This window comes from Pseudoalteromonas 'SMAR' (assembly GCF_048515945.1).
In the GTDB taxonomy this organism is placed as follows: Bacteria; Pseudomonadota; Gammaproteobacteria; order Enterobacterales; family Alteromonadaceae; genus Pseudoalteromonas.
On record NZ_JBLWMW010000007.1, the window covers coordinates 108,760 to 120,956 of the forward strand.

The following is a 12,197-nucleotide window of genomic DNA, read 5'->3' on the forward strand; positions in this document are numbered from 1 at the left end:
CAAGATTACATAAAATAGTTGTAACCAAAGTTTCATATTTAATATTGAACTTTTATTTTTGTTTATAAATAAAAAAACCGCCCGAAGGCGGCTTTGGTGTTGCGATTATAAATTTATAATAAAGCTTGTTTTAAGGTCTCAGCGTGTACCTTTTCTCGTTTAACGTATTTAATCCACTGCTTTGCTAAGTTTTCTGACTTCTTATGCTTTTCTGCTTGCTCAAAGGCCAATATAGAGGCATCAAAATTTTGTAAATTAAATTGTGCCATACCCAGAGCAACATAAGCATTAGACTCAAATGTTAAATCCCCTTTCTCTAACGCCATTCGAGCCTGATCTGCCGCTTCTGCATACTTTTCTGTGTTAATGTATATTTCCGCAAGTCTCTGGTTTAGATTGCCATGCTCTACTTTATCAGCCGCAGCAATGAAAAAAGGAATGGATTTTTCATCTTCTCTAGCCTGGACAAAGGCTTCCGCAATAAAAGTGAGGTTCTTTGCTGTGTTTTCAACCACACCTGCTTGAATGCCTTTATCTAAAGTTTGTGCTGCTTTAAAAGGTAAGCCGCTCATTAAATAAACTTGTGCTAGCTGCATAAAGTCGGATTTGGTTTTTATAAAACCACGCTGATAAGCGGTTTCAAAGGTAGCAAGTTGCTCCTTTTCATTACCCACTTCACCATACATACCACCCAGTTGGATCCAATACTGTGGTTTATCGTACAGCTTTACCATTTTTTCTAAAACGGCGACCACATTTTTAGGCTGATTTAATGAGTAGTATATTGCGCGCTGTAATACTAACCAGTTTTCATTGGGGGTATTACCATCTGCTTCAGCTAGGTTAATAGCAGTATTAATGTTTTTAATGGCATCTTGATATTGCTTTAATTGATATTGAGCTTGTGCACGTAACAAATAAAAGTTTGATTTTGGAGCTTGCTCACTGACCGCTTGCCACTGCTGTAAAAACTCAAGTGTTGCCGTAAAGTCATTATTAGCCATGGCCAGTTGCGCCAAGCTAAAGGTAGTCGATAACCGCAACGACTCTGGAATAGCTTCTTCGCTAATTACCGCTTTAAACGAAGCTATGGCTTTATCGAGCTGGTTTTCATTGTAATAAATAAAACCATAAAAGTTATGCATCATGGCGATTTCATAACTGTTCATGCTCGACGCCCGCTCTTTAACTGAGTCGAGGGCGGCTAAACCTTCAGCGACCTGTCCTTCGTCAGCTAATTTTTGCGCTCTTGCAAGTTGGCTATACACTTTTTCTCGCAGTGCAGGCACGCGCTTGGTTTTGGTTTCTGCGTGTGCTACCGCGACATTGATATGTGGCAGCAGTGAAAGCAAACTCGGTGCAGCAACACCGGTGCTAAATAACGCAGAAACGAGAGTTAATTTGGTTACTATGTTCATAATCGCATCCTTAATGGTGATTAACCATTAATCTGAAATGAAATTTTGTTTTGTACACCGGCCACTTCAACCGGCTCGCCATTAACAACACGGGGTTTATATTTGAACTTCAGCGCAGCGTCTAGCGCGGCTTGGTCAAATATCGCTTCAGGCTCGGCGCGCACTACAACTGGGTTTCTTACCGTGCCGTTTTTTGTCACCACAAACTCAACAATGACATAGCCTTCAATACCGCGAGATAATGCTCTTCTTGGGTATACCGGCGCGACTTTTACGATAGGCAGGTATTCACCATCGCTGGATTCCAGTGCTAATCCGCCCGCTAAGTCAACATCTGCCTCAACATTGGCACTAAAATCAAAGTTACCGCCAGCGTCATCTAGATTGTTGTTTTGTGTCTGAGGTGCGTCCATCGGTGGCGGTGGATCTTTGGGTTTTGGCGGCTTTTGCGGTTTACGCTCTTTCTTCTCCACCGTTTCTTCTTTTTTCAGACGAACAAAGTCAAGCACTTGACCTTTTACAGGCTCAGTCATTGCGCCTTCCCCTCCTTGGATAAGCGCTTGCATACCCAAGAAAAGGAAGAAGGTGACGACACCTGCAATTACTAATGAGATTAAGTAACGCATGGCTGCCCTATGACTCCTGTGCTGCAATCGAAACATCAAACGCGCCAGCTGCACGTGATGCATCCATCACTTTTATGAGTGTATCTGTGGTGGCTTTTTTATCCGCTTGGATCACCACACTGCCCTGAGGGTTTTCGGCTTTTAAGCGTTCGATGTTGGCTTGAACGGCACGAATATCCACTTGGCGTTTATTGATCCAGATTTCGCCGCTATCAGAAATGGCCACTAAAATGTTGGCTCGTTGTTTCTTAACTGCCGTCGCGGCCTCTGGGCGGTTGACGTCGATACCCGCTTCTTTTACAAATGACGCGGTAACAATAAAGAAGATCAGCATGATAAAGACAACGTCCAACATGGGTGTCATGTTAATTTCTTCAGACTCTTCTTCTTGGAATACTTTTGCTAATGGTGCTCTCATAATACTTTCCTCACTAGCCCTTAATGGTCTAGTAGCAATTTATCTTCTAACAATTCAACTTCACGCTTGGCTTTACGCTGTAAGTAGGTGGAAGCAAATACCCCTGATAGCGCGCCTACCATACCTGCCATGGTTGGGATAGTTGCCTTGGATACCCCAGATGCCATCGAACGTGCACTGCCCGAACCGGTAATGGCCATGACGTTAAACACTTCAATCATGCCTGTTACCGTTCCTAGCAATCCAAGCAATGGACACAGTGCCACCATCACGTTGATGTAAGAGAGGTTGGCGTTTAAGTTAATTCCGACGCGTGAGATCATCGCTTGTCTGATCTGCTCGGCATTCCAGCTATTGCGCTCTGAGCGTGAATTCCAACTGTTTAGCACTTCTTTTTTGTAGCTTCTGTAGCGACCAAAGACATACATAAAGCGCTCTAAAATCAGTAGCCACATGGCGAAGGTAACGAAACCGATGACCAGGAGAACCTGGCCACCTGTGTCGAGGAACTCACGTAAAGCGTTAATTGCATCAAGCAATATAACCACGATTACGCTCCTTTCTCGCTTCGCTCAGCAATGATACCGGCACTTTGCTCTTGTAGAATAAGCAGCAAGTTACGCGAGCGAGTGTTTAGTAAGGTGTATAAGAACACCGTTGGGATTGCCACAACCAAGCCTAGTACCGTTGTAACAAGTGCTTGTGAAATACCGCCTGCCATCAGTTTCGGGTCACCCGTACCGAATAGCGTAATTGCTTGGAAGGTGTTAATCATACCCGTTACCGTACCTAGTAGACCTAGAAGAGGAGCCACTACCGAGATAATTTTGATAAGCGTTAAGTTACGTGTGATTTTTGGCATTTCACGTAAAATAGCTTCACTTAATTTCAATTCAAGGGTGTCATAAGCAACATCTGGGTACTGCTCTTTGACTTTCATTACTCGGCCCAGTGGATTGTCATCACGTGGCGTGGTTTCTTTTAATTGACGCTTAATTTTCGCGCCCATCAGCATCAAGGAAACAAAACGCTCAAGTGCGATAAGTAATGCCAGCAAACCTACACCTAAAATCACATAACCAACTGCACCACCTTGGTGAACTTGCTCTTCGGTATTTGGTGCTTGAACCAATAATCCCAAAATTGAGCCGCCAGTTGGGTCTAAGGCAAAGTCCACCACGCCTGCATTGGCATTTTGTAAGTCGGCAGCGGTCGTGGTAAAGCGAGATGATGGCTGACGCGTTAATTCAGACAAGGTTTCGGTTTCATTGTTATAGGTCAGGTATTTGCCATCTGAAACCAAATTAAATGCACCAACACGAAGTACCTCTTTGCTCTGCTTTTCACCGCCAGCAACAATGACTTCGGTATTAAATCGCGATACTTTGCCTTGCTCTGTCATTTCGCGTTGCATTTCAAACCAGACCTTTTCAATGTCTTCAATAGATGCCAAACGCGACGTCGAACCCATTTTCTTCGCCAGCTCATTCATGTAGTCATCACGACCTTTGATCTCGGCTGAAACAACTGAGGTGGCAAACTTATTGGAGCTGTCACCAGCAACTTGTTGTAACACACCGAACAACTCTTTTAATGTCCCCATACGACGACTTAGGGTGTCACTTAAATTAGCCAGTTTAATTTCATTCTCTTCAAATGACGTTTCTAACCGCTCCGAACGCGCTAATGCTTCGTTTCGATCAGTCGTTAGTTGGTTTAGCATTTGAATTTGTTGGTCTTGCTTGGCTTTAAACTCAGCTTCACGTTGCTGGTTTTGGGCACTTTGTGCTGCTTGACCTTGCTCTAAGGTCTTTAACAGTGAGTCTAAATCCAGTGCTTGCTCAGCAAAGGCATTGGCTGACAGTGTGAATGTTGTTGCAATAATTGCTGTCTTAGTGAATTTTTTTAAGAAGTTCATTGTTACTCTCACCTATTACTCTGCAGCCTGAACGGGAAGTGTTAGCATGTCAGGGGCTAACTGCTTGCGGGCGATACGAATGCCTTTGTTGATTTGGCCAATGTTGGTATCGGGAAGGGATTCAAAAGCGTTGCTGTCTTTGTTCCAAAATCCAGCTTGCTTGCCGTCTTTGGTGACATACAATAACTCTAAGCGACCAATGCGCAGGAAGTCGACTTCACGTTCTTGACCATTCAAATCAAGCAATGCGGTATAGGCTTCAATGGTACGGCCGTAGTCGACTTCAACCTGATACGCTTCTAGCACGCGGCGAAACTTTTCACTGGAAGAGATGTCAGCGCGGTCCATTAACGTAATAAGTTGGCTGATGCGTTCAGCGCGCTCTTTTGGCAGAAACGGCACATCAAGGGCAACAAATTGCTCTAGGCCTTTAATCATGCGCAGCATTAGTGGTGTGATTTGACGCTCAATAACGGAAACTTGATCCATGGATTCATTAATCGCCGCCATTTCTTCTAGCTGGCTACGGATCTGCTTATCCAATTGCGCGTTATAAACGGCTAAGCCATCAATCTCTTTATTTAGCGTCTTGAATTTCTGTAAACGCGATTGCATGCTATCGGCAATGCCATCGATTTTGCTTTGTGTTTTTGCTGCAGACTCATTAATGGCTGCACTTTTATCCATGACTTGGTTTAATTCGTTTGCACCGGCTGATGCCGTTGCCAGCATACCTGCTATAAGCAAGTGATTAACGCACTTCATCGCATACACCTTATAAAATTATTGCTAGTTGCTAAAAACTGAGGGCAGTCTAAAGAGCGAACATGACAACCGTGTTGCGCTTACATGTCGTTAATATTACGCTTGTAATAAAAAATACAACTATAGCTTAAGTGTTTGTTTTATGGTGAGATTATTCAAAGATGAACTAGGGTTAGAGGTATTTGTCATAAAATGATCACAAAAAAGCCGCTTTTGTTAAAGCGGCTTAGTGAGCGTTTGCACTCGTTATACTCGGAATTTAAGTACCATTTGTTCTAGTTCATCAAATTGCTGTTTTAGGGACTTACATTCATCCAAAGTGGCTTTCAGGTTGTTACTGCCTTGTGCGCTTAAATCGCTAATGTGATGAATGTCGCTATCTAAAGATTGGATCACCGAGCTCTGCTCGTTGGTGGCACTGGCCACTGCATGGTTAACCCCATCAATGGCATCGATGGAGTTGCTGACTTCATGCATTTTCTGACCAGAGGCATTGGCGCGATCGGCACTGCGAGCCGAATCTTCAAGACTGGCTTTCATCACTGTTACCGCTGAAGCAGAGCCTTGCTGCAATTTAACAATGGTGTCTTCGATTTCTTGGGTGGACTCTTGGGTGCGCTGAGCAAGTTGTCGCACTTCATCGGCCACCACAGCAAAGCCGCGACCGGCCTCTCCAGCTCTTGCGGCTTCAATAGCGGCATTAAGTGCTAACAAATTGGTTTGTTCACTGACGCCTTTTATTACTTCCAGTACTTGGCCAATGCTGCCGGATAATTTATCTAGGCCATCTAAGGTTTCCTGTGCTTGCGACATTTTATCCGTTAAGGCCGCTATCTCATTGATGTTTTCCGTGAGGGCATTTTGGCTTTCCACCGATAAGCGGTTTGCACTGCTGGCCAGTTCCGAAGCATGGTTGGCGTTACCAGAAATTTCCTGAGCGCTGGAGGATAATTGATTAATAGCGGTGGCGACACTGTCAGTGCGCTTGGATTGGTCAGTATACATTGACAGAGTATCTTGTGTTTGCGCCACCAGACTGTTAACCACATTTTCAAGTGTGACTGTGGTGTCTTTCACCTGGGTTATAGAGCCATGAATTTTATCAACAAACTGATTAAAGTAATCCGATAGTTCACCAAATTCATCTTGATTGTCGATTTCTAAGCGCCGCGTTAAATCCCCCTCCCCTTGGGCAATGTCTTTAATGGCTGCGGTTAAGTTATACATAGGTCGCATTAAATAGCGTAATAAGAATTGCAGCATGGCGACAATGGCAATCACCCCAAGCAGCATATAAATAGCCGCCATATTGCGGAACGACGAAACAGACGAATAAGCGATTTCTTTATTGATCACCACCCCTAGGTACCAATCGACGTTTTTAATGCCTTTCATGCGCACAAAGGAAACCAGTTTCTCTTGACCATCAATTTCAAGTTCGCTGAATTCGCGATTCAAAGCTAATTTGCTGCCAAACAGCTCGGTCATGGGTTTGTCATTTAATTGAGTATTAGGATGGCTAAGAATTTTACCGGAACCATCTAACAAAAAGGCATAACCAAAGCCAAGGAAATCGATTTCATTGATTATCTTAGTGATGGTACTCATGTCGATATCGCCACCAGCGACACCGGCAAAACGACCTTGTTGCTTAATTGGCACCACAGCCGAAATGGTAAATTCATTGGTGGTAACGTCGATGTATGGCGCAGTGAAAGCGGTATCTTGTTTCTGCTGCGCTAAACGATACCAAGGCCTTGTTGTGGCATTAAAGTCACTGGGTAGCACAATACTTGGGTCATCAAGAATAAAGGTGCCATCTTGAGTACCAATGTACACATTTTTGAAGTCACCCGCTTGATCGGCGGTTTTGAGCCGGCGCCTCACTTGTTCAAGACTGTCGTTGCCTTGGTGTCCTTCGGCCACCGAAACCACAATGTCTAATCGTGAGTTAAGCCAATTGGCGATGTTTTGTGATACCGAGCTGGAAATTTCTTGCAGCACCAAGGTTAAACGAGTTTGCGTTTGATCACGCATAACCAAGAAGTTATTTACGGTGAACAAGCCAAGAACGAGTACTAATACCAGCGAGGCGGCTACGGTAACCTTAGTTGTAAATTTGAGCGCTTTAAACATTCCGATCCTGCATGCGTTAGTGTCGAACCTGATTTTGACGAGCGTTTGAAGATTGCCCAACAATCAAAAAAACGGTTCAGAGAGTTATATTATCTGCACATCTAAACGAGCTGCGTGTGCTGTTAATGCGATTTAATACCACTTGTACCAAATATTATGGTCATTGTCTTTGTTTATCGACTTGATAACTGAAAAGTTTAGTTAGGTTTTGATGTTGCTTAACAAACGACTATTTTTACCTCAGTTGCTGAACTAGTTTATTGCTTACTTCATTGGAACGTTCCTATTGACTTTGCGATATTTTAACATGAATACGTATTCAGGGTTTGGTTTATAACCATTTAAAGTGTTTGGGGTCATTACTTTTACGGCAATAAAAAAGGTGAGCTGAGCTCACCTTTTAACTAAGTTGGTTTACAGTCTTTGTTAGCCGAGTTTTTGCTGCCATAGTTGCGACAGCTTAACTACATTGAGGCCATACCAAGCGATATAGATATAGCACACCAGAGGTACTAAAAAGCTAATTTGAATACCAAAATTATCAGCCACAACCCCCTGTAGTAAAGGCACCAAAGCACCACCAACGATGGCTAGGCAAAGCCAGCCCGAGCCTTTACTAGTGAGTGAGCCTAGGCCTTCGATGGCAATAGAGAAGATGGTAGGGAACATAATTGAGTTGAATAAACCAATTGCCAATACGGAAATAAGGGCAATATTACCACTTGAGCTCATGGTTAAGAGCAATAATAGGATAATACTGACAGCGTTAAACGCCACAGCTTTAGATGGGGCTACGGTTTTAAGTACAGCTGAACCAATGAAACGGCCAACCATTGCTCCACCCCAATAATAACCAATAAGTTTAGCTGCAGCATGCTCTTCTAACCCAGCAATATTCGGATCGGCGAAATAGTTAACTAAAAAGCTACCAATGGCGACTTCAGCACCTACGTAGCAGAAAATACCAACAACTCCCATAACTAAGTGAGGAGCTTCCAAGAGGCTATGATTTTGCGCTTTACATTCGCTCGCTTCATTGTGCTCTTTGATAACCGGCAGTTTCAAAAATGCAAAAACAATAGCAATGGTAAGTAACGCTGCAGCGAGCATTAAGTAAGGGATCTTCACTGAGTCAGCTGTGGCTGCATCCACGGTCAAAGAGCCTGCCGCACCAAATAACAAGAAGCCACCAACAATGGGTCCTACGGTGGTACCGAGAGAATTCAGCGCTTGCGCTAAGTTGAGTCGACTGGAAGCGGTTTTGGGGTCGCCCAGTGCGGCTACGTATGGGTTGGCTGAGACTTGCAAAATGGTCACCCCTGCCGCTAAGACAAATAAAGCAGAGAGGAACAACCAGTATTCATGCACCACCACGGCTGGATAAAACATTAAACACCCCAGTGACGCAATGATCAAGCCGCTTAACACGCCATTTTTATAGCCAAAGCGCTTTACTAAATAGCCTGCTGGTAAAGAAACGATAAAGTAAGCACTAAAGAAGCAAAACTGAATAAGCATGGCTTCGGTGTAGCTTAAATCAAACACACCTTTAAGGCGTGGAATTAAGACATCATTAAGAACAGTGATAAAACCCCATAGGAAAAACAGGGTTGTCATCGCAATGAGTGGCAGACGATAATTGTTATTTTCATTATTGCCACTGGTTGCGAATGATTGTTGTGTGTTTATTTCGCTCACAAGAGTAACTCCATTGGATTCTTCACCTTGATTCTACACAGTGTTACATGAAAGTCACAATTGTTCTTTTGGAACGTTCCTAAGCTCTTGGCGTTTCATTAAGTGATTAATCGTTAAATACGTTGCTCATACAGTCAGCTGTGATAGTAGTTACTAAAGATAACGAACTAGAAAAGGTCTAAATAGTGAGTCTAGTCAAAAATGCAGGCTGATATGGTACTTGCCTGTGATGACAATGGTTAATTGGATGCGTTGACTTAGTTAGCGCTCAAGAACAGCGGGAATAAGGTTAATCGCAATCGTGTTTCGGCCACTCGACAATATGGCTTTCAAATTGAGTTTCTAAATCGACGTCCAGTTCAGATGTGGTTTTGCCATGAGCGCTGATCCCAGCAGCTATCATCGCTTGTTTTGAGCCATTATTATTCAGAGGGTGCCAACTAGCCAAGCCCCTGCCTTCATGAAGGCGGCGATAACTGCAGCTGTTGGGCATAAAAAAGATGTCTTTGAGGTTTTCTTTGGTTAATTGCACACAACTTGGCACTAAACGTTGCCGTTCGCTATAGCGGGCACACCCACAAGTAGCAGGATCGTTATACTGGCAAATCACGTCGGTGTATAACAGCTCCTCTCCTTCCCGTAAAAAGTCGGTACTGGAAAAGTCGTCATCGTCTTCTTGGTCGCTATCAATAAACGAATGCAGACAGCATTTACCGCAACCATCACAAATGGCTTCCCATTCTTGTTGATTCATCTGTGCTAACGTTTTTTCTTGCCAGAAGCTCATTTGCGCTACCTACCCGTGGCGATTAATAAAATACCTCTTCAGTATAGCCACTGCGTGAAGCCGGCTACTGATTTGTCGCGCAGTGTATAAGATAGCAGTCGATTTGGCAAAGTCATTGGCTCAAGCACAGGCACTTTGGCGCATCAGAGGCAATTGAATTTCAATATATAAGCCACCTTGTCGACTGTCTTTCGATGTAATTATGCCGTCATGGACGGCGATGATTTTTTTACACATGGCCATGCCTATGGTGTCTTTGTTGATCCCAGAGCTTGAGATTAAGTCGGCATTGAACAATGGCGAAAACAGTTTTTGATGTGCCTCATAAGAAACTTGAGTCAATTTATCTTCTATGGCAATGATAAATTTATCCGCTGTGGTTAAACAGCTGAGTGTTACCGATATGTGCTCACCACCATGCTTAATGGCTTTAGATAAGATTTCAATCACACAATTGGCGATGTAATCCAAGTCAACGTTAACATAGGTATGTGGTGTATTATTCACGACCAGCTTAAATTGCTTTTGCCCTTTGGGGAAAATGGTCACTGTTTGGGCGTAGAGGTTATTGCTTAACTCCTCAGCACAAACTCGCTTTAAACAAAGCAACGTCGTTAACTGTTGGTTGTCCGCCACCAGCATCAAGCGGTTAATAAAGCCGTTTAATTCATCAATTTTAGCCATTAACTTGTCATAACTGGCTTCGACATTTTCCACCACATTGTATTGCAACGACTCAACTTGTACTTTCATTACCGTTAATGGCGTTCTTAACTCGTGGGATAAGTCGGTAAATAGACGTGTTTCAGTATGCTGCAGGGCCTGCGTGCTGCGTTTGCTAAACTGTTTTTGCGTTTTCACTGATTGCTGTAATAAGTTTACTTTGGTCTGCAGCGTATTGATGAGTTTATTTCTCACTGAGTTGTGCTGTTGAGCTAAGGCCAGAGAAAACAACATCACCTCAATAAAGTAACCGATTTTGATTGCGCCGGTGATGGTGGCCACATCGCCAAAGCCCGACCATGTGGCACTACCGATGGCGATGATATTGACAAAAATAACGTGGTTAATCAGGCTAAAAGCAAAGGTTTTACTTCCGGGGGCCTGTTGTTGCCAAGCCCACACTGCCGTTACCAGCAATAGTGGGATCACTAATAAGCTTAACACTAAATTATAACTGACCGATTGTTTGTAAAAAGCAATAGGAATAAGTAGCACATACAACAGACAAAAAAGACGATACAGCTGCCATAAGGTGGTTTGATGTTTTTTTAGTTGTAAGAAGGCATTAATAAACAACAGATGGAAAACTGGGGCTATGGTCATCAAAGTTAGACTAAAAACACAGGCAAATAAGCCGTGTTGTGGCCATAAATACTGAAAGGTAAGTCCTGACATATCCAGTACAATGAACAAAAACAGTGCTGTCCAAATACAATAGTACAGGTTGGTGTTATTGCGATTAAATATAAAATTAATGAATACCATCAACAGCACCGCAAATATTACCCCTGCAAGCGCAGTATTGCTGATCAAGCTCTGGGCAATTTGCTGTTGCAGTTACTGCTTTTCATGGATTGTCAGCGCTGCTGTGGCATTTGCAAAAGTTTGATAGCGAAGCAACACGGCGTCTGCCTGTAAGAACCATGATTGCAATGGTAAGTAAAACAGTGGTGCGACAATTTTACGCTCTGAGAAATTGGCAAAGGGGTCCATTTCTTGGCGAGCAATAATTTCGCCATCTTGAATTGCAATAATGTCCAACCAGGGTAAACGTGAGAAGCCAAACGCTAACGTTGCATTGTCATAGTGCGCTATATCGCTGCGCTTAATCAAGGTCCATTGGTAATCTTGACCCGTAATAAAGGCTGACTTGGTGTTTATTTCGGATAGCAGTTCAATCGCCTGATTTGGTTGTAATTGCACTGTATTTTGTAGCTCTGAGTGTGATAACGGTTGAAACTGTGCTTCAAGTTGCTCGGAGGCAATGGCTGCGCTACAGATGAAGCTAATAAGCAAGATAACAATTGGCATGATGACAACACTGTGTGCATTTAGATATACAAAAGAGTAAAACGCAAACATGGAGTAAATATGGACGCCATTTTTTTGTTTTTATTTGATTTGTGAAAGTGGTCACCCTTTTCAATAAAATCAGTCATATAAACGACATCATCAGCTGTTAGCTTATTGCCGCAGTGCAAAAAATGGCCAAGCTCAACGGTTTTCTTAAAAGTGAAATATAACTGTAACAATTGGGTGTTTAAATGCGCGCTGACACAAAAATGTAATGAAGCGTTTCACGCTTAGACAAAGAGACACTTATGGTTAATCAAACTCAGTCGACATCAGCAAAGCTATTAAATTGGTTTGCTAGGTAGTGTTTAGAAATCTGTGTCATTTCACTAGAATATACAAAAGAGGAATGATA

Annotated in this window: 11 protein-coding genes; all 11 read right to left on the reverse strand. The window is 43.1% G+C overall.

The features are described 5' to 3' along the window. Positions 1-113: 113 nt before the first annotated feature. Positions 114-1,418: a tetratricopeptide repeat protein gene (locus tag ACNKW2_RS05325; RefSeq protein ID WP_419147616.1), complete on the reverse strand. Its 1,305-nt coding sequence runs from the start codon at positions 1,416-1,418 to the stop codon at positions 114-116. A 20-nt stretch (positions 1,419-1,438) separates the two neighbouring features. Further along, a complete protein-coding gene (locus ACNKW2_RS05330) occupies positions 1,439-2,044 on the reverse strand; it encodes an energy transducer TonB (RefSeq protein ID WP_419147617.1) in 606 nt (201 codons plus the stop codon). A gap of 7 nt (positions 2,045-2,051) precedes the next feature. Next, the gene (locus ACNKW2_RS05335) at positions 2,052-2,462 is read right to left on the reverse strand and encodes an ExbD/TolR family protein (RefSeq protein ID WP_336565495.1); all 411 of its coding nucleotides are present in this window, start codon (positions 2,460-2,462) and stop codon (positions 2,052-2,054) included. Positions 2,463-2,482: 20 nt separating this feature from the next. After that, positions 2,483-3,010 (reverse strand): MotA/TolQ/ExbB proton channel family protein, encoded by a 528-nt coding sequence (locus ACNKW2_RS05340; RefSeq protein WP_419147618.1) that lies wholly within the window; start codon positions 3,008-3,010, stop codon positions 2,483-2,485. A gap of 2 nt (positions 3,011-3,012) precedes the next feature. Further along, complete coding sequence (locus tag ACNKW2_RS05345) at positions 3,013-4,380, reverse strand: MotA/TolQ/ExbB proton channel family protein (protein ID WP_419147619.1); 1,368 nt, start codon at positions 4,378-4,380, stop codon at positions 3,013-3,015. 15 nt (positions 4,381-4,395) lie between these two features. Next, positions 4,396-5,145 (reverse strand): DUF3450 domain-containing protein, encoded by a 750-nt coding sequence (locus tag ACNKW2_RS05350; RefSeq protein WP_419147620.1) that lies wholly within the window; start codon positions 5,143-5,145, stop codon positions 4,396-4,398. Between the two features lie 246 nt (positions 5,146-5,391). Further along, positions 5,392-7,281: a methyl-accepting chemotaxis protein gene (locus tag ACNKW2_RS05355; RefSeq protein ID WP_419147621.1), complete on the reverse strand. Its 1,890-nt coding sequence runs from the start codon at positions 7,279-7,281 to the stop codon at positions 5,392-5,394. 426 nt (positions 7,282-7,707) lie between these two features. After that, a complete protein-coding gene (locus tag ACNKW2_RS05360) occupies positions 7,708-8,979 on the reverse strand; it encodes a sugar MFS transporter (protein WP_419147622.1) in 1,272 nt (423 codons plus the stop codon). 289 nt (positions 8,980-9,268) lie between these two features. Next, complete coding sequence (locus ACNKW2_RS05365) at positions 9,269-9,766, reverse strand: YcgN family cysteine cluster protein (protein ID WP_419147623.1); 498 nt, start codon at positions 9,764-9,766, stop codon at positions 9,269-9,271. A gap of 120 nt (positions 9,767-9,886) precedes the next feature. Then, positions 9,887-11,302: a sensor histidine kinase gene (locus tag ACNKW2_RS05370; protein WP_419147624.1), complete on the reverse strand. Its 1,416-nt coding sequence runs from the start codon at positions 11,300-11,302 to the stop codon at positions 9,887-9,889. Positions 11,303-11,326: 24 nt separating this feature from the next. Next, positions 11,327-11,800, reverse strand: a complete 474-nt coding sequence (locus tag ACNKW2_RS05375; RefSeq protein WP_419147625.1) for a hypothetical protein — start codon at positions 11,798-11,800, stop codon at positions 11,327-11,329. Positions 11,801-12,197: the final 397 nt, after the last annotated feature.

Coding starts and splice junctions, on each gene's coding strand:
- ACNKW2_RS05325 (WP_419147616.1), bottom strand. CDS start 1,418: ATGAACATAGTAACCAAATTAACTCTCGTTTCTGCGTTATTTAGCACC.
- ACNKW2_RS05330 (WP_419147617.1), bottom strand. CDS start 2,044: ATGCGTTACTTAATCTCATTAGTAATTGCAGGTGTCGTCACCTTCTTC.
- ACNKW2_RS05335 (WP_336565495.1), bottom strand. CDS start 2,462: ATGAGAGCACCATTAGCAAAAGTATTCCAAGAAGAAGAGTCTGAAGAA.
- ACNKW2_RS05345 (WP_419147619.1), bottom strand. CDS start 4,380: ATGAACTTCTTAAAAAAATTCACTAAGACAGCAATTATTGCAACAACA.
- ACNKW2_RS05350 (WP_419147620.1), bottom strand. CDS start 5,145: ATGAAGTGCGTTAATCACTTGCTTATAGCAGGTATGCTGGCAACGGCA.
- ACNKW2_RS05355 (WP_419147621.1), bottom strand. CDS start 7,281: ATGTTTAAAGCGCTCAAATTTACAACTAAGGTTACCGTAGCCGCCTCG.
- ACNKW2_RS05365 (WP_419147623.1), bottom strand. CDS start 9,766: ATGAGCTTCTGGCAAGAAAAAACGTTAGCACAGATGAATCAACAAGAA.
- ACNKW2_RS05375 (WP_419147625.1), bottom strand. CDS start 11,800: ATGCCAATTGTTATCTTGCTTATTAGCTTCATCTGTAGCGCAGCCATT.